Here is an 18,031-nt window from a genome sequence, read left to right as displayed (position 1 = left end):
ACGCTTCATGGCCGATCGGGTGAGGTCGGCTACAGCCGCTTATCGGCACTCCGCTTCGCAAGACCTGGATTTGGCTGACTGACCGGTTCGAAGAAGGTTATCAGACCGGAGAGGGCCGTGTGCTGCCCATCGCCACTTGGCGAGTTGCAAACCGGGAGCGGAGTCACCGCCATTGTGGATACATCACATTTCGGCCTCTGTCTCCGACAGAGCAGCGTTGATGTGCGGGAGTTATGCATGCCATGTGACCGGCTTACTCATGTGCGTCAACCCAGGTGCGGGCCCATTCCAGCCCCGCAAGCTGAGCGTGTTCCTCGCTTTCAAAATGACCCAAAACGCCCGACACCTGAACTAGCTTGCCGCCATGGGTGATGGTCCCGCTTGCTGCATAACGTTCTGGCTGATGGTCGTCGTTATTTTCCTCAACGGTGGCGTGCCCTTATATCTCGTAGCCGCGGTACTTTTGCGATTGCATTAGCGCACGACGTGGGCGGATGCCGCGTGGCCTGTCACGCGAAGGACGTTGCCTTCCGGCGTCGTTTGCCGCGGAATCCCAGACATGTCCGGTTCGTCCTTGAGCAAGGTCTTTTGCGCGTTGCCTTGCCTGGCCACGAGCCGTGGCGTAGTTGCCGATGCACGCAGCGAATGGAGCTTCTTGGCGTGCAAGGCCACGTGACGTCGGACTGCGAGCCTGTGTGAGGTACCGGCCCGGTGGGGGGCAGTCGCGCGCGCCTCTGGCGGATTCCACACTTCCGAATAGGTGCCGGCCCCGAAAGCCATCGGCGCCAATGCCGCGGTCAGTAACGCAAGTCCAAGTTTTGTCACGATTTTCCCTTGCCTGCTTCTCGCTGCTGCCACTGTTTGCAAGACACCGCCTGGTTGAGGCATCCGCCGTGGCAGCCTGCGCAATAGTGGCGGTTCCGAATGGTTTCGGTGACTCGCCATGCATTTGCGGTGAGCGGACTCGCTGTCCCAACGGTATGACCGTTCTCGGCGGCGTAAAACTTCGGCTCGCCCGCCTTGCCCCGGCGAATCGCCTCGTTGATTTCCTGCTCGCCGAACGCTGATTTCATCTGCGCCACAAACGCCGCAATTTCCGGCATCGGATGGCTGACTGGTTCATGGACACGCATATCCATCGTCTCGCTCCCGAAAAAAGTGCCTGTTCGCCGCTACGGAAATCCGTGTAGGATACTGTACATCCATACAGGTTTTCTCGCAATGACAACCCCGTTGCCGTCCCCCGAAGCGATACACCCGTCCCTGTGGCGGGCGTCGCAGCTCGCCCGGGGCCGCGGCCGCGTGGTCGATACGGGCTATCCGGCGCTCTCTGCCGAGCTGCCCGGAGGCGGCTGGCCGGTCGGTGCGCTCGTGGACCTGCTGGTGCAGCAACCGGGTGTGGGTGAACTGCGGCTGCTGCGGCCCGCGCTGAGTGCGGTAGACGACCGGCCCGTTGCATTCCTGCAGCCGCCGCATACGCCGGACGGCCTGGGACTTAGCTACATCGGTCTGTCGCTCGAGCAGGTGCTGCGCGTGAAGGCGCAGAAAACCGCGGATGCGCTCTGGTCCGCGGAACAGATTCTCCGCGCGGGAAGCTGCGGCGCGCTGATTTTCTGGGCGCAGTACGCGCAGGCTTCGTCGCTGCGGCGCCTGCATCTGGCCGCGCAGTCGTCGCAGACACTGTTCGTCATGGTGCGCCCGCTTGCGAGCGCACAGGATGCGTCTCCGGCGCTCCTGCGGCTGGCGCTCAAACCATCGGCCGACGGTCTGACCGTCGACATCGTGAAGCGACGAGGGCCCTCGCGCACGGAGCCTCTCTCGATTCCCCTTCAACCCACTCCTGTTCTGCTGTCACGACATGCGCGTCTTTCTCGCCGCTCACCTGCCGAAGTTGCCGCTCGAAGTCTTCAGACCGAGGTGGTCGCCTGAGCCGCTTCACGGCAGCGTCGTGCTCGAGAAGGACAAGGTCGTCATCGCGGACAGCGTCGCGCGCGCGGCAGGCGTGCGGCTCGGGATGAAGCGCGGTGGCGTGCTGACGCTCTCGCCGGACACGGAAATGCACGAGCGCGACTTCGCCCGCGAGCGGGCGGTGCAGCGCGATGTCGGCATTGCGCTGATGCGCTTTTCGCCCGAAGTCACGTTGCTCGATGAAGCGACCGTTGTCGTCGAGGTCGGCGCGAGCCTGCGCCTCTTCGGCGGACTGCTCGCGCTGTGCCGCGAAGCGAAGGCGGTGCTCGCCACGCTTGGTCTTACCGCGCGCATCAGTGCCGCGCCGACCGGGCAGGGCGCGTGGCTGCTGGCCCGCCATGCGAAAGGGCATGGTGCGCGGCGTGTGCTCAAACTCTCGACGCTCGAACAGCGGCTTGCCGGTCTGCCCATGGTCGCCGTCCCCGAAGTACGGCAGTTCGCCGACTGGTTCAGCGGACTCGGCTGCGAAACCATCGCGGACATCCGCCGGCTGCCGCGCGCCGGACTGCAGCGGCGCTGTGGCGAACATCTGCTCGATTCGCTCGACCGCGCGTTTGGCACTGCGCCGGAACTCTTCGACTGGCTGGAACTGCCGCCCACGTTTTCCGCGCGCATCGAAATGCCTGACCGGCTTGAACACGCGGACGGTGCAGTCTTCGGCGCACACCGGCTTATCGTGCAGCTGTGCGGGTGGCTCTGCGCAAAGCAGCTCGCGGTGAGCGCGGTTCGCCTGTCGCTCGAGCACGAGCGTGGGCGTGACGCCATCGAACCGACCACCATCGAGATTGCACTGGGCGAGCCCACCTGGCGGGAAGAACACCTCCTGAGGCTGCTCAAGGAGCGCTTGCATCGCATCGAACTCACCGCGCCGGTTATCGCATTGCGTCTGGACGCATCAAAGGTCGAGTCCGCCGCGCCGGCGTCCGACACGCTTTTCCCCGAGCCCGGAGGCTCGAAGGAAGACCACGCGCGGCTACTCGAATTACTCGTCGCGCGGCTCGGTGAAGACAATGTGCTGCGGCCGGCGCCAAGCGCTGACCATCGCCCGGAAGTTGCCAACTCATGGGTACCGGTCACGCAAACCGCGAAGCCTGTGGTCATCCCGGAAGGCCTGCCGCGACCGACGTGGATGCTCGATACGCCGGTGCGCCTGCTGATGCGCCAGCACCGCCCGTTCTATGGCTCGCCGCTGCGCATGGTGTCGCCGGGCGAGCGCATTGAGGCGGGCTGGTTCGATGGCGAGCTGGTCACGCGCGACTACTTCGTCGCCCAGGCCGACGACCAGAGCTGTTACTGGATTTACCGCGAGCGTGTGAGCAGCCGTGACGCGGAAGAAGACCAGCGCTGGTTCCTGCACGGCCTCTTTGGATGACGCGCCGTGGACACCACCTTCACCATGCTGCCGGCGTACGCCGAGCTTTTCTGCCTGTCGAACTTCTCGTTCCTGCGCGGTGCCTCGCACGCGGAGGAACTCGCTGAGCGTGCCGCGCAGCTCGGCTATTCGGCGCTCGCGATTACCGACGAATGTTCGCTCGCTGGCGTCGTGCGGGCGCACGTGGCGGCGAAAGAAGCGAAGCTGCCGTTTATCGTCGGCTCGTACTTCCGTCTGGTGAACGCGGACGGCTCGCCGGCATTCGGGCTCATCCTGCTTGCCAGAAATCGCGAAGGATATGGCAACCTCTCCGAGCTCATCACGCTCGCCCGCACGCGTGCGCCGAAAGGCGAATACCGGCTCACGCCACAAGACCTGTCGCGGCCCGACAAGGAATACCGGCACCTGCTGGGCGTGCCGGATTGCCTGGCGATTCTGGTACCGAGCTTCCCCGCAAAAGAAGACGTGCTCGATGCGCAGGTCGAATGGCTGGACGAGACGTTTCCGGGACGCGCATGGGTCGGCCTCGTGCTGCATCAGCGGGCGATGGACGACATTCACCGGGGCGCGGTGGAGTTCGTCGCGCGCAACCACGACGTGCCGGTGGTCGCTCTCGGCGAGGTGCTGATGCACGTGCGCTCGAGGAAACCCCTGCAGGACACGATAACCGCCATCCGGGTCGGCAAGCCGGTTCATGAGTGCGGCTACGACCTCGCGCCCAATGCCGAACAGCATCTGCGCTCGCGCCTGCGGCTCGCCAATCTTTATGCGCCGGATGCGCTTGCCGCAACGGTCGACATTGCCGCGCGCTGCACCTTCTCGCTCGATGAATTGCGCTACGAGTATCCGGACGAACTGGTGCCGCCCGGATTCACGCCGGGCGCCTATCTGCGGCAGGAGACGTACATCGGCGCACAGCGGCGCTTTCCGTCGGGCATTCCGCATCACGTGCAGGAGCAGATTGAGCAAGAGCTTGAACTGATTGGCGACCTGCAGTACGAGCCGTATTTTCTGACGGTCTACGACCTGGTGCGCTTTGCGCGCAGTCAGCACATCCTGTGTCAGGGGCGGGGGTCGGCAGCCAATTCCGCGGTGTGCTACTGCCTTGGTGTCACGGAAGTGGACCCCGCGCGCGGCAACATGCTGTTCGAGCGCTTCATATCGAAGGAGCGCGGCGAGCCGCCCGACATCGACGTGGATTTCGAGCACCAGCGGCGTGAAGAAGTCATCCAGTACATTTACCGAAAGTACGGTCGCGACCGCGCAGCGATTGCTGCTGCCGTGTCGACATACCGCGCGCGGGGCGTTTTGCGCGAAACGGGCAAGGCGCTGGGCGTCGACCTGCAGATTGTCGATGCGGTCGCCAAGTCGCATCACTGGTTCGATAACAGTGCGGACCTGCTCAAGCGCTTCGAGGAGTGCGGGTTGAATCCAGACACGCCGCTCATCCGCGCGTGGGCCTCGCTCGCCGCACAGCTCTATGGCTTTCCGCGACACCTGTCGCAGCACTCAGGCGGCTTCGTCATCAGCCGGGGCAAGCTCACGCGGCTCGTTCCCGTTGAGAATGCCGCGATGCCCGAGCGTAGCGTCATCCAGTGGGACAAGGATGACCTTGAATCGCTCGGACTGCTCAAGATTGATGTACTCGCGCTTGGCATGCTATCGGCCATCCGCCGCACGCTCAACCTCGTGTCGGAGCAGCGCGGTGAGCGCTTCGAGATGCAGGACATTCCTGCGGAAGACAAGGCCACCTACGACATGATTTCGGCCGCCGACACGGTAGGCGTTTTCCAGATTGAGTCGCGCGCGCAGATGTCGATGCTGCCACGGATGCGACCGCGCACGTTCTACGACCTGGTGATTGAAGTGGCCATCGTGCGACCGGGTCCGATTCAGGGCGGGGCGGTTCATCCCTATCTGCGCCGTCGCCAGGGCTTTGAGCCGGTCACCTATCCGAGCGATGCTCTGAAGACCGCACTGGGCCGCACGCTCGGCGTGCCGATTTTCCAGGAGCAGGTGATGCAGGTCGCCATTCTCGCCGCGGGCTTCACCGCGGGCGAGGCAGACCAGCTCCGGCGCGCAATGGCCGCCTGGAAGCGCAAGGGTGGCTTGGGAAAATACTATGACCGCATCGTCCTTGGGATGCAGGAGCGGGGTTATGACCTTGCGTTTGCCGAAGCCATCTTCGAGCAGATAAAGGGCTTCGGCGAATATGGTTTTCCGGAAAGTCATGCGGCGAGTTTCGCGCTGCTCGTGTACGCGAGCAGCTGGCTCAAATGTCACGAGCCGGAGGCATTTCTCGCCGCGATGCTCAATAGCCAGCCGATGGGCTTCTATTCACCGTCGCAACTCGTGCAGGATGCGCAGCGCCACGGCGTGAAAGTGCTGCCTGTCGATGTGACCATTAGTGGATGGAATTCGTCCCTCGAACCTATGGCTGGCGAGAAGCGGCCCGCAGTGCGCCTGGGTCTCTCGCTGCTGCGAGGGATGAAGGAAGGCACGGCCGAGCGGATTGAAAACTCGCGCGCGGTACGGCCTTTTGCGAGCGTGAAGGACCTCGTGCGCCGCGCGGCGCTCGACCGTCGCGACCTGCATATTCTTGCTGACGCGAATGCGCTCGCCGCGCTTGCCGGTAACCGGCGCGAGGCGCTCTGGCAGTCCGCGGCCGCCGTGCTCGAGAAAGACATGCTGGCCGCCGCGGCCGTCGAGGATGAGACGCCGGAACTGGGCGCGCCCTCGGAAGCTAACGACATCGTGGCGGACTATCGCTCGGTAGGGCTGACGCTCGGTCGCCACCCGCTGGAACTGTTGCGCCCGCAGTTGCTCGCCAATCGCCTCATGCCCGCGGCAACATTGCGCACCTACCGGGACGGCCGGCTCGCGCGCGGCTGTGGTCTCGTCACCGTGCGTCAGCGGCCTGGCACGGCCAAGGGCGTGGTGTTTGTCACGCTCGAAGACGAAACGGGCAACGTGAACGTCATCATCTGGCCGACTCTGCTCGAGAAGCAGCGCAAGGAAGCGCTCAGTGCGTCGCTGCTGGCGGTCTACGGCGTCTGGCAGTGTCAGGGCGAGGTGCGGCATCTGGTGGCGCAGCGGCTTGTCGACATGTCGCATCTGCTCGGCGGCCTGCATTCTGTCAGCAGGAATTTCTGCTGACGCTTGACCGCTTCATGCGGTTGTCGACGCCGACCGCCGGCGAGCAGTAAAGGTGTAGATTCGGTGTAGATTCCAGCTAAGGGCCCTTCATCAGCGGCCCACTCATGTGATGGATATCGGAGGAACCGATGTGCTACTCGGCCCAGATAGTCGCGGACTACCGAAAATTTGTGCGGACCTTCGGCGCCATCATGGACATTCATGAGTTTGCGCGCCTGTTTTTTGAGCGAGCCGAAGACATCAGCAAGGCGAAGGTACCGAAGGCCATGGAGGCCGCATTCGCGCAACCAGAGAACGAAGCGGAACGAGAAATCGCTACCCTCATCGGCCGGTTCGATGCTGCGCAGGCGACAAAGCTCGAGCAGGAACTGTTCAAACAGCGCAAGCGGCTGGCCGATGCCGAGCGTACGCTGCAGACGAAAACTACGAAGGCGGCCACCGAAAGTCGGCGCATAGCGACCGACAAGATTGCCTGGGCCAAGGCCAGAATTGACGACCTTCAGCGCACGGAGCCTGAACCGCGTGACTCGCGCATTTTCCCAGGTCACTACGCGCCCGTGATGATTTCAGAAAATGGAAAGCGGGTCGTCAAGCCGATGCGTTATCAATGCCGCATTGCAGGCAAACCGGCGTCTTACGATATCAAATTTCCCGGAACTTATAACGCCCGCAGGGACAGCCTCCAAGGATTCTGGAAACCGTGCTTTGGACATACTCACGGCATTCTGCTGGTCGAGGTCTTTTACGAGAACGTGAGCAAAGCTAAATTTGAAGGCACGCTTCTCGAGACGCACGAGTGCGACGAGAACGTAGTGCTCGAATTCCGTCCGGCAAACGGCGAACTAATGCACGTGGCTTGCCTCTGGTCGCGATGGACTGCGCCCGGTGAGCCCGACTTACTCTCGTTCGCCGCCATCACCGACGAGCCGCCACCGGAGATTGCAGCTGCCGGTCACGACCGGTGCATCATCCCCATCAAGCCCGAAAACGTCGACGCCTGGCTCAACCCTGACCCGTCGAACCTGGACGCAATGTACGCGATACTGGACGACAGGGACCGGCCATACTACGAGCATCGGCTGGCCGCCTGACTCCGTTTAACCGAACTATGGCTGACGCGACAGAGTGAACAACCCGCTTAACCTGGACTTGCGCGCTCGCGCAGAACTGCTTGCCTATCTCGTCGCAGCGCACCTGCTCGCCCGGCAGATGACAGGCGAATGGCTGTCGGTCGCGCATGTGGTCGAGTCAACGCAGCTCTGGCTGAAAACGAACGGAGGAGGCGCCGACGTCATGCAGCGCGTGATTCTGTCCGCCCAGGCAGTGGATATCGCCCGACGTCTCGAGAAGACATTGCAACCGGCCGTGACGCCCAAATCCGTCCCCGCGCTCTTTTGCGAAAACCTGCGGCTCGACTTCCGCTCACCCCTGGCGCGGGAAATCTACCAGCACTGCCTCACACACCTGGTTGATTCGGGCTATTTCTGAAGCAAGTTTTGACTGCCTACAGACACCTTCTTTTGCGTCCTTTGCTTCGATGCGCGACAGCTACCGTGCCGCCGGCAACTTCGTAGGCAAGCTTCATGCGGCGGCCCGGCACAATCGCGTAGTCCGCGTCCTGTACAAGGCGCTCCAGCACCGCAGCGTAATCGGGTCGGCGCGACTTAAGCCATTGCGCGATGACGGCGTCGCGAACCCATCCTCTGGCCCAACCCGCGGCAAGTGTCAGAAGTAGCAGGTTCTCGTCATGGCGAGACCACAGGCATTCCGCATCCTGCTGTAGTGCGGTGAGTCTTTGCACAATGCGACCCAGTCGACGCACGCAATCAGGAGGTGAAACGTGGCCATGCGCAGCATCTACGCGCATGCTCGCGGGCGTCGCAGCCAGCAGTGCGCGAGCGAAATCGCCGGTGAGATTGTCCTGCCGGACCATCATGGAGACGGCCTCAACCTGGCGCGCCGGGGACATTTTCTCCAGCGCCTGCCTTGTCCGTGCTGGCAGCGTCTGTTCCGCCACCATCGCTGCGGCTTCGGGGCAGAGATTGACGGGCACGGGATTGCCTATGCTAACGGAGCGGCATATGAATCGTGGGCTCTGCGCTTTCTTCATCGCGGACGGCCGGTCAGGCGCTCGTGAAGGAGTCGGGGAAGCGTCGTGAAGCCCCGGGTGTTTATCAGCGCGACGAACGCCGGGTCACGCGTCAACTCCCGCAGAACCTCGAGCACCAGCGCAACTTCCCGGTCGGTATCGGCCATGCGACTCACCATATTGCGTTGTCGGCGCAGTTCCTGTGTCAGAACCGGTTGCGCCTTCGACTCCGGCGTCGCCCGACCCCGCGTGCCTCGCATATGAGGCACCGTCTTCTCATGCCGACCACCAGGTGCAGCCTTACCGGCGACACTTCGTGCACCGCTGTGTGCTGGCTTCATTGTCCGCTCCCGGTCGTGCAATCAACGGGCCATATTGCGAGGGGTACGCGCTCGGCGATAACCAGCAGTGAGCGCAGGTCGGGCCGCTGGTACATGCGGAAATGTGACTGTCCGTGGCGGCAGACAACGGTGAATGCTCCAGGCACCAGACTTCCTCGCGGGAAGATATGGAAGTCGACCAGCTCTGCGCCTGCGCGCTCAATGCGGCCATAGACAAGGAAGTCGACAGGGAAGCTGTCCGGCCAACGCGCGACCCAATAAGGCACGTGGCCGCCGATGAGCCACGGACTGCGAACGGCGAGACTCAGTCTCAGCCAGTTGTCGACGCAAAATGTGTTCGTGTGCTTTTCGTATCGGACCTCGTGGCCGTGGGACTGCAACGTCTGAATGGCGACCTGCGCGACTTGTTGTTCCAGTTTGTGCTCCGCACGCCGATTCGCAGAGCGCTCCGGGGCCAGCTTCGGCACGTACCCGACTGCGTCATACGCGTCATAGAGACTGCCGAACTCCCTCATGACCTGCTCAACGGAGGGCGCACTGCGATAACGTCTCAGCGTGGCCTGATTGAGCTCGCCGGCCCGCCTGATGACCTTGTGCAGGCCATCGAGAATTTCCTCACGCGTGGGTTTGCGCCGGGCGGAATTCATTCGTTTCTGGACTGAAGCGAATACACGCCTTTCCACCACTGGTTCGAACGCATCCTCAACGCGTATCCAGTCGTGCTGGGGCACCTGCTCCCACTTGCCGTCAAGTTTTGACGAGGTGCGGCTGTAGACATTGGTGCCGATATACGCTTCACTGCGAAGTATCCGGCGGATGTTCTGCGCCTGCCAAGGGCGACCGTGACGGTTGCGCAGGCCAAACTCATTGAGCCGCCTCGCGATACCCGCCCCGGTCACCGATTGCGTTGCATACCATTCGAACATCTTCCTGACGAGCGACGCCTCGGATGCCGCCGCCGGTGCGATGACGACCCGGTCGGTTTGCACGCTCTTGTACTCGTACTGACCGAGCGGCCGTTTCTGCTCGCGTTTGCCGTCAAGGAGGATGCGCTGCAGTCCGTAGCCGGGCGGCCCACCGGCATGAAATCCGCGTTGAGCGTTAAGGCACTGCCCGAGGAAAACCTTGCGGGACATCTCCCGGCTGAATTCCGCGGCCATCGCCCGCTTGAGCGCCTTGATGACGGAGGTCGCCGGACTGCCGTCATTTGCAAAAGACTCGGCCACATAAATGACGTCGACACCCGCGCGCCTGCACGCGTATTCATAAAACGCCGCCTCGTCGACATCCTGGAAACGTCCCCATCGGCTTACGTCGAAGACAAGCACCTTGCTGAACTTGCGTTTGGGGTTTTCAACATCGAGCAGAAGCTGCACAAGCGCGGGCCGCTGCCGGAAGGTCAGTCCGCTGATACCGGCGTCCTCATAATCGGTGACGACGTGGATGTTGTGTGCGCGTGCATACTCGGCGATAGCCTGCCGCTGGAATACCGGCGAATATTCCTGATGGTCGGTCGACATGCGGATGTACTGTGCGGCACATAGGCGCATGAGTGGTGCTGCTCGGCCAGTACGCCCAGAAGGCATGTGACATGTCCGGTGGTGGCACACGTCAGTGATAGCGTTTCTGCCCGGTAAGTCAAGGTAAAACGGTTACATGGCGCAGGTGGCGCGGTTGCCTTAGCTTGCCACTAAGGTGCTGGACGGGACGCCGCGAGTTTGAGGCCGCTTGTAATAGGGGCGAGCTAGAGCGCGCTTTTTCGTCGGTCTGCGACGCGAACACTGTACTCGCGGGTCTGCTGTAGTGCCCGTAAGGTCAGCGGCGCAGACGAGTCCATTCCAATTGGCAAACAGGTCCTCTATCAGGTCAGGCGAACTTCTAATTCATCGAGCGCTGCATGGAGCACGGCCCGAGCGCGACCTAAGGTCGAGCGGTATTTTTGCGCGGGGCTCCTCGTTACGGGCCCCAATGAGCGTCTGGTTCCACGGCATAGGGACTGTCGGCAGCGCCGGCGGTGCCATACGCGGTTTCATCATCCTGCTTTTGCGGTCCGAATTCTTGCTGTCGATACTGCACTACATCGCGCAATTGACGAGCCGGCAGCAATTATGGCCGACCGAGGCAGAGGCCGCCTGCGGCAACTCAGCGTCGCCCGCCATGGCTCAAGCCTTCGTCACTCGGATAGCGGCTGCACTTTACATTGTGCTTCCGAGGCAAGCGCGAAGGCTGCGTCTGTTGAGCGCGCAGACGCGAACAGGTAAGCGTTGCGCAGGCGCACTGGCTAATCCAACGGCTGCGACCATTGCGCAATTGGTAGCAGCCAACGGAGAAGGCTCGAATGCGCACGACGCACCGTCTTCCGCGTCCTTCATTTCGCGGGCCGATAGTCAGCATCCACTTCGTTAGCTGCTTGCTCCCAGAATTGCCCGTCCCGCCCTTGGGGGGCACCGGCATCTTCCCATAATGTTCTTGCGCGGGGGCGAATACGGGCATCACGCTCGGAGCTGCACTCGAGGCCCTCGATGTGCTTGCCCTCTGCATCGACTGACATGGTGACGACATCGTATCCGTTGGCAATCGTCGCCCAATTTGAAACCTGCTGGGCCTTCTCAAACTGGGCGATTGCTGCTTCCACGGCCCTCTGCTTCGTCCCTTGGGCCACCGCAACGCGCATCAGCTCACTGTGATGCGGCATTCCCGCATTTCCCAGGACTTCCCTGTAGAAGACAACTTCGTATGGGCGGCGTTCTGAGGCGCCACCTTCCACATCGCTCATGGAGATGACGCCGACCAGATGTCCATCGCCGTCCGTAACAGCGAGCCTCTGTACATGAGTCGCATGCATTGTCAGTACTGCCGACTCAACTGAGTCGTCTTCGCCGCAACGGATGACGTCCAGCGACATGACGTCGCTGACTTTCATCACGTTTGAGTCGAAACCGTCGGCCACGCCGCGCATTGCGATGTCGCGGTCAGTAATCATCCCAAGAACCGTGTCGTCCTGGCACACTGGAAGACATCCAATATTTTCCCGCTTAAGAAGGCGCGCTGCCGCGGCCAATGTCTGGTCCGGTCTGACGCAGACCGCTTCTTTCATCCGTTCTCTAACTAACATGATGCGCCCCTCATTGAAGGTCAATCGCGTAAAAGCCTGCCCGCCGCTCATGCAATTGAGGTTGGGTTCGGCGAAGAAGGAGTGGCTGGTTGCGAGAAGGCGCGCGCATAGTGCGACACGAGTCCTGCACGCGACTGCGCCCGTTTCAATGGAAGCAGGTGCTTGATTGGGACCTGCGGGCAAGAAGTGTTCGTCGTCTGGCGGGCGTGCCGACAGCTATTGCAGTCGGCCGTTGGAGCGGCCGGAGAATTCAGCGTACTCCTTATTGAGAGGCAGAAATCACCTTATTTCGTTAACCGTTTTCAAAGTCTTAACAACCGAAAGCCGTCTTAGCCGGAAGCATCCCGTCGCGGTTTTCTTAAAAGATGCTCCCCGAGACGGTCGAAGCGAGGGCGCCCACGTATCGCCCACGCCAGTCGGCTTGCGCTCCACTGCGCCGGCTGCGGATTCCTGCCATACCGATGCCGTAAGAGCGACGCACGTTGTGATGGCACCTCTAGCCAGAGCTCGCAGTGAGTTGGGAGCGGTCAAACTCGAACCCGCCGAAAGCGACTAACCGTTTGGAGCGAACTGTCGAGTATCGTGAGCGCCGTCAAAGAATTGCGGCCGCCACGGCGGGTGGTGAGCGATTCCTGCCATTCGCAGCATACCGCCCTGTGAGTTTTTGTTGGCAAGAACACAGCTTGCTGGAAGCAGTGACTGGGCGCACAGCCGCTCACAATCACCGGCAGATGAGAATGGAACGTTGGATTCAACCTTGCGAACGATGCGCCCACTTTTACGGGAGCTCGGCCGCTTTGCCCCCGCACGAGGACCTCCGGCTCAGTGCGGGGAGTGCTGTTGACGGGGCGCAAGTCGAGGAGCTCTACAGATGCGTTAGATGTCGTAGTGTGTTTGCCCGGATTCTCGTGGGCCCCCCGGCGCTGCGGATTTGGGTGCTGCTGAGCGCCAACCAACATTAGCTTGCGCGTGACCAGCAGAGCGACCATTGAAACTCGCTGCAGGTGCGAAGTGCCGTTACCGCTGAACTGTTGTCGCGAGCGCTGTGGCCCGGCTTCCGATGCTACGGCCGGGGGATTTTTGAAATGATGAGGCAACGGATACGACACCAGCCACACCGCTCAAGCAGCAGCGAGTCGCTGTGCGAGCCAGAAACCCCCGGTTATTGCGCACTGTCACGGAGCGGGTCAGGGCCAACATCGCCAATTGATGGCTCGCCAGCGGGAGCCGCTGTGGTGGTCTGCGGCGCAGTTGACATGCAAGTGCCTCACGTGCCCAATCGCCAAACTCTCAACAGAACTTAGTAACGACGATGGGTCGGCCGGCTTGCGAACAAACAGGTTCCAGCAACGAATCCCTGTAGGCTCCTCGACTGCCGACAGAAGGATTACAGGCACGTTGGCATAAGCGGGTAAGCATTTAAGACGGCGGCACAGCTCGCCACCGTCCATTTCCGGCATTTGTAAATCGGTAAGAACAAGCGAGGGAGTAATCCGTTTCGCCTTGTCGAGCGCGGCGCGTCCGTTTTCCGCCTGCACCACAGAGTGCCCGCGGCTTTCCAGCGCCAGCTGGAGCGCCCATCGGCTCTCGAAGTCATCGTCGACGAGAAGTACGGTAAGCATGGGAAGGAACAGTCGTAAGCGCCCTTTTAGTTTCGCAAGCCGCGTACCGCGAACGAGCCGTTGACGACTCGGACGATGGCGCGCCGGTAGCAATTACCGACGTCTTCTTTCTGTTTCGTCGGCGCGAACTGTCCGGCTACACAAAGCGTTGACTAACGCGTCGTCGATGGTGTCCCGAGTTGTAAAGGTGCGGCGCTCCCAGGTGCACGGCTTGGTCAATGGAGGGTGTGTGCACCGTGCGCCTGTGTTGCGGCGGAATACTCTCGACAAAGGATGCCCCCATCATCCTTAGTTGGTGATGTCGCTACCTCAAAGAGGCGTCGCTCGAGGCGCCGCACTTCAGGACAGGGAGCCACGCCGTAAAGCAGGTGCCGTCCTCAGCCGACGAACAAACCTCAATAGAGCCCCCATGTGCCTCGACAATCTCTTTGCAAATGAAGAGGCCGAGTCCGAGCCCTCCACCCGGAGAACTCGACGGCGGCCGCCAGTACGGCTCGAATACTTTTAGCAGCATCTCAGACGGAATCGGCTCGCCGCGATTGGCCACGCTGATACGGATATGGTCGTCGTCGGTCGTCGCCCGAACAACGACGGGTTCGTCCGCCGCGCCATGGGTCAAGGCGTTTCCAAGCAGATTCGATAGCAGTTGCTGCATGCGGGATGGGTCACAATCGACGCGTCTGGTGAGCGCGAAATCGGTGACGATATCGCGCGATGGATTGGCGAGCCTTAGCTCGTCAACCACTGCTCGCAGACGCTCGTCGAGGTCGTCAACGGGCTGAATCGAAACAGCCATTCCGGACCCGAGCCGCCCCCTGGCAAAATCCATTACGTCATCGATAAGCCGCGCCATCCTTGATGCAGTGCGCTTCAGCCGGTTACCTGCATTCACCAGACTCGTGTCGTCAGTTCGGCGGACCAAATATTCGGCCGTTGCATTAACCGCTGAGAGAGGATTGCGCAAGTCGTGCCCGAGGACGGCGATAAACTGTTCGCGCAATGTGCCCGTCTCTCGCTCGGTCGTCAGTTGTGCCTCAGTCGATGACTGTCGCTGTTCGCTGTCAATCTGCATGGCAATCAGGGTAGCGAAGACCTCGAACATCCTGACGACTCGCGGCTCGGAAACGCGGGCCGAACTTGGGTCGATTGCGCACAGATTCCCGAAGTAACTGCCAGCCTGTGTGATGATGGGCACGGAGATATAGCTGCCCAGTTTGTATGTCTTCGAAGTGTGATGGCCCCGATAGACAGCATCGGTGCTGAAATCGTCGATGATGATTGCGGTGCGAGCGACACGCGACTCGCAGCACAACGTGCTATGCAACTCGAGTTGCTCGCCAGGCTTCAGCCCGAAACCGATGTTGTCGTGGACCGCGCAAGCGGTCCAACTGAGGTCAGTTACCCGAGCGACAGCGGAGAAACCCATTCCGGTCTCATCGCAAATCATCTTGAGCATCGAAGGCACTGCTCCGATGCGCGATATCAACGCTATGTCACGGACTATCGACCGGGGCGACTCGGTCGACGCGTCAGCACTGGACATGAGTCCTCCGGTCATGGATACAGCTTGCATTGATGGCAAGCCGGTTGCTTACCTCATTATGTCTCACCAGCCGCGCTTGCCGGAAAACAGAAGCGAGGCCGACCAGTGGCAAGGTAAAGCAGTCAATGGCATGTTTTCCTTTTACTCGAACATGGCGCAGGGCATTGCGCCGATTGCCGCTGCCGGCATCTGCAGTTTCACCCGCGGATACCAGACCGTCGTGTGGGCGGTGTTTCTCATTTCGATACGGTCAGCGATTGCTTTCTTTCGCGGCTATTCGCTTTAGCCGACGCACGACAATCGGACCGCCTGACTTCACGCCCGAATCACCGGGAACAACTTCTATGAAGATACGTACCACACGGAGCGAAGACTTCGATGCCATCAGAGCGTTACTCGCGGAAAACCAGTTGCCGGTCACCGATGCTCGAGCGCGGACATCTAAAACCAACCCTTTATTTCTGCAACCCGCCAAAGCACAAATATCAGCAGCGCCACTGACGCAGTGGTCAAAGGAGGATGTCAAGCAAGCGCATTGAGTTCGTCCTGGGTGCTGTCGGGCGGGACAGTCTAATCAGGGATGCAAGTCCTAGTCCCTGGCCCGCAAACTCGCCCCGGCTTTAGCGAGCCGTTATTGCCGCATAGCCCTTGGGGACTGCGTTCGGCAAAGATAAGGAAGCCTACCACCTGCGACCCGTTTTCATACGCGTAGTGCAAACCTCCATTGTTGTCCGGTGACGAAGGTGGAAGAATCAGTATGCGCATTCATATTCGCACAACGTCTCTCCAAGCCGGCTGCACCAGACCATGAATTCGACGGATTGCTGGGCGCTCGCGCGCCTGTGTGGCATGTACCCTGTGTTGACCGGCGTAGCGGCCTGGTACTTCCTCCGTGGCGACTGTCTCGTCCGGACCCTGAAGGCTCGCGGAGCGACGCGGCAGCGCCGGACACGTCTACACCATTAAGCTAATAGAGCGACGCCCGGGATTGCCATATGCTTTCCAGAGAACTCCTGCAAGGCGTAGCGGGCATCGCTTTAGGCGTCTCCCTGTATGCATGGGGCGATGCAAGCAACGCATTGACTCCGGTCTCAGCACAGAATCAGCTTCCGACGTCGACCCCCATCAAGCACCTCGTTGTGGTTTACAACGAGAACGTCTCCTTTGACCACTACTTTGCGACTTATCCGAATGCGACCAATCCGGCGGGCGAACCCGTGTTCACGGCTGCACCCGGCACTCCGACGGTCAACGGTTTGAGCGGCACACTGCTGAATCACAACCCAAACTTCATCAATATGCGAAACGGTACGGGTGCAGTGAATCCATTCCGGCTCGACCGCACACAGGCTGCGACGGCCGACCAGGACCACGCCTACACCGCGGAGCAGCAGGCCTATAACAATGGCGCCGTCGACCTGTTCCCCTTGTACGCCGGCAAAGGGTCACGCAGAGGCGCCGGCGCCTTCGGAACGTCCGGCCAGGTGATGGGCTACTACGACGGCAACACTGTTACCGCCATATGGAACTATGCCCAACACTTTGCGATGAGCGACAACGCGTATACGGATACGTTTGGTCCGTCGACACCGGGTGCCCTGGAGGTTATCTCCGGCCAGACTAACGGCGTTCAGCTGGTCAAGACCAGCGAGCAGCCATTCAATCTGACGACGGCTTCGAATTCGTATTACGTCAACGACGGTCAGGGGAGCGTTACTCTCATCAATGACGTCGACCCGGCAAACGACCGGTGCTCCAGTACGACGGACCAGATTCTGATGTCCGGCAAAAACATTGGCGACCTGCTCAACGCCAGGAACATAACGTGGGGTGGTTTCATGGGCGGTTTCAATCTGACGACGACTAACGGCAACGGTACGACCGGTTGCAAACGCAGCACGCTGACGCCAGCGGTCGGACGCATAACAGCCGATTACATCCCCCACCACAACTGGTTCCAGTACTACGCATCCACGTCGAATCCGAAGCATTTGCGTCCGGGCGCCACGGCAGCCATCGGCTACACGCTGCAGTCCGACGGCAAGACGGTTGACCCGGCAAATCATCAGTATGACTCTGACGATTTCTTTGCCGCCGTGAAGGCCGGGAACTATCCATCGGTGAGCTTCATTAAGGCACCAGCGTTCCAGGACGGCCATGCTGGTTATTCGGACCCGCTAGACGAACAGGCCTTTACGGCGAAGGTGGTCAACTTCCTGCAGCAGCAGCCAGACTGGAAAAGCACGGCAGTTATCGTCACGTGGGACGATTCGGACGGATGGTACGACCATGCGTATGCAACTCCGACCAGTTCGTCGTTCGACGCGCAGGCGGACCAATTAAACGGTTCTGGCAAATGCGGTACGGGCTCGGCTCCGCCCGGGCTCAACGGCGCCCCGGTTAACGGCCGATGCGGCCCTGGTACCCGTATCCCGTTCATCGTGATTTCGCCTTGGGCCAAAGTCAACTACGTTGACCACACGCCGATTACGCAGGCATCAGTGGTTCGCTTCATAGAAGACAACTGGCTCGGCAGGCAACGCCTTGGTGGTGGCTCCTTTGACGCAACGGCCGGCAGCATCCTGGGCTTCTTTAACTTCAGTGGGAGCGGCAACAATCCGACCGTGTTCGTGGACCCGAACCGGGGCGTGGTGGTTCCTTCGGTACCCGCCTTCTAGTCCCGCGATTCGGTTCAGAGCCAGATGCGGATGGCCGGAAGGCTGCGGAGAGTGTCAACGGCACTCAGGAATTGATACAGTTTCTGTCGGCATCGGCACTTCAGATTTGATACACCGGGTTGTAGTGTTATTGCGGTGCCGACCGCA

Annotated in this window: 16 protein-coding genes and 1 pseudogene; 8 read left to right on the top strand and 9 right to left on the bottom strand. The window is 61.1% G+C overall.

Annotated elements, in window-relative coordinates; genetic code table 11:
• Nucleotides 1-253 precede the first annotated feature (253 nt).
• From C8K18_RS33980 to C8K18_RS32165, 3 genes and pseudogenes are all read right to left on the bottom strand, one after another.
• Nucleotides 254-475 (bottom strand): annotated as a pseudogene (locus C8K18_RS33980) (hypothetical protein).
• Complete coding sequence (locus tag C8K18_RS33975; RefSeq protein ID WP_258196246.1) at nucleotides 475-672, bottom strand: hypothetical protein; 198 nt, start codon at nucleotides 670-672, stop codon at nucleotides 475-477. The pseudogene C8K18_RS33980 and the gene C8K18_RS33975 overlap by 1 nt, the downstream one beginning before the upstream one ends.
• Before the next feature lie 149 nt (nucleotides 673-821).
• Entirely contained in the window at nucleotides 822-1,139 is a 318-nt protein-coding gene (locus C8K18_RS32165) for a hypothetical protein (RefSeq protein WP_107711010.1), read from the bottom strand.
• Between the two features lie 82 nt (nucleotides 1,140-1,221).
• On the opposite strand from C8K18_RS32165, the gene imuA reads away from it, so the two are divergent.
• From imuA to C8K18_RS32140, 5 genes are all read left to right on the top strand, one after another.
• Nucleotides 1,222-1,929 (top strand): translesion DNA synthesis-associated protein ImuA, encoded by a 708-nt coding sequence (gene imuA / locus C8K18_RS32160; protein WP_107711009.1) that lies wholly within the window; start codon nucleotides 1,222-1,224, stop codon nucleotides 1,927-1,929.
• A complete protein-coding gene (locus C8K18_RS32155; RefSeq protein ID WP_181324964.1) occupies nucleotides 1,859-3,340 on the top strand; it encodes a DNA polymerase Y family protein in 1,482 nt (493 codons plus the stop codon). Before imuA ends, C8K18_RS32155 begins: the two co-directional genes overlap by 71 nt.
• Before the next feature lie 6 nt (nucleotides 3,341-3,346).
• Nucleotides 3,347-6,496, top strand: coding sequence for an error-prone DNA polymerase (locus C8K18_RS32150; RefSeq protein WP_107711007.1), 3,150 nt, complete (start codon nucleotides 3,347-3,349; stop codon nucleotides 6,494-6,496).
• Nucleotides 6,497-6,624: 128 nt separating this feature from the next.
• A complete protein-coding gene (locus C8K18_RS32145) occupies nucleotides 6,625-7,587 on the top strand; it encodes an SOS response-associated peptidase family protein (protein ID WP_108506367.1) in 963 nt (320 codons plus the stop codon).
• A gap of 34 nt (nucleotides 7,588-7,621) precedes the next feature.
• The gene (locus C8K18_RS32140; RefSeq protein WP_108506366.1) at nucleotides 7,622-7,984 is read left to right on the top strand and encodes a hypothetical protein; all 363 of its coding nucleotides are present in this window, start codon (nucleotides 7,622-7,624) and stop codon (nucleotides 7,982-7,984) included.
• A 16-nt stretch (nucleotides 7,985-8,000) separates the two neighbouring features.
• Here the strand turns inward: C8K18_RS32140 and C8K18_RS32135 are convergent, their stop codons facing one another.
• The 6 genes from C8K18_RS32135 to C8K18_RS32110 all read right to left on the bottom strand — a co-directional run bounded on the left by C8K18_RS32135 (nucleotide 8,001) and on the right by C8K18_RS32110 (nucleotide 15,119).
• Complete coding sequence (locus C8K18_RS32135) at nucleotides 8,001-8,606, bottom strand: plasmid partitioning protein RepB C-terminal domain-containing protein (RefSeq protein WP_107711069.1); 606 nt, start codon at nucleotides 8,604-8,606, stop codon at nucleotides 8,001-8,003.
• The gene (locus tag C8K18_RS33465) at nucleotides 8,603-8,752 is read right to left on the bottom strand and encodes a hypothetical protein (protein WP_165919892.1); all 150 of its coding nucleotides are present in this window, start codon (nucleotides 8,750-8,752) and stop codon (nucleotides 8,603-8,605) included. Before C8K18_RS33465 ends, C8K18_RS32135 begins: the two co-directional genes overlap by 4 nt.
• Before the next feature lie 170 nt (nucleotides 8,753-8,922).
• On the bottom strand, nucleotides 8,923-10,476 hold the full coding sequence (locus C8K18_RS32130) for a recombinase family protein (protein ID WP_258196253.1): 1,554 nt from the start codon (nucleotides 10,474-10,476) through the stop codon (nucleotides 8,923-8,925).
• An 818-nt stretch (nucleotides 10,477-11,294) separates the two neighbouring features.
• Complete coding sequence (locus C8K18_RS32125; protein ID WP_132384645.1) at nucleotides 11,295-12,224, bottom strand: CBS domain-containing protein; 930 nt, start codon at nucleotides 12,222-12,224, stop codon at nucleotides 11,295-11,297.
• Between the two features lie 1,004 nt (nucleotides 12,225-13,228).
• Nucleotides 13,229-13,663, bottom strand: coding sequence for a PleD family two-component system response regulator (locus C8K18_RS32115; RefSeq protein ID WP_107711072.1), 435 nt, complete (start codon nucleotides 13,661-13,663; stop codon nucleotides 13,229-13,231).
• A gap of 304 nt (nucleotides 13,664-13,967) precedes the next feature.
• Nucleotides 13,968-15,119: a GAF domain-containing sensor histidine kinase gene (locus C8K18_RS32110; RefSeq protein WP_308810927.1), complete on the bottom strand. Its 1,152-nt coding sequence runs from the start codon at nucleotides 15,117-15,119 to the stop codon at nucleotides 13,968-13,970.
• Here C8K18_RS32110 and C8K18_RS33460 point away from each other — a divergent pair.
• The 3 genes from C8K18_RS33460 (at nucleotide 15,112) to C8K18_RS32100 (ending at nucleotide 17,884) form a co-directional block, all read left to right on the top strand.
• Nucleotides 15,112-15,492 (top strand): hypothetical protein, encoded by a 381-nt coding sequence (locus tag C8K18_RS33460; protein WP_181324968.1) that lies wholly within the window; start codon nucleotides 15,112-15,114, stop codon nucleotides 15,490-15,492. The genes C8K18_RS32110 and C8K18_RS33460 overlap by 8 nt on opposite strands.
• A gap of 58 nt (nucleotides 15,493-15,550) precedes the next feature.
• Nucleotides 15,551-15,745: a hypothetical protein gene (locus C8K18_RS33455; protein WP_181324967.1), complete on the top strand. Its 195-nt coding sequence runs from the start codon at nucleotides 15,551-15,553 to the stop codon at nucleotides 15,743-15,745.
• A gap of 456 nt (nucleotides 15,746-16,201) precedes the next feature.
• Nucleotides 16,202-17,884, top strand: a complete 1,683-nt coding sequence (locus C8K18_RS32100) for a phospholipase C (protein WP_107711073.1) — start codon at nucleotides 16,202-16,204, stop codon at nucleotides 17,882-17,884.
• The last annotated feature ends 147 nt before the right edge of the window (nucleotides 17,885-18,031 follow it).

The organism is Paraburkholderia sp. GV068, assembly GCF_003058125.1.
Classification (GTDB): Bacteria; Pseudomonadota; Gammaproteobacteria; order Burkholderiales; family Burkholderiaceae; genus Paraburkholderia; species Paraburkholderia graminis.
Note: the sequence above shows the minus strand (reverse complement) of the source record. Positions and strands in the feature narration are given on the sequence as shown.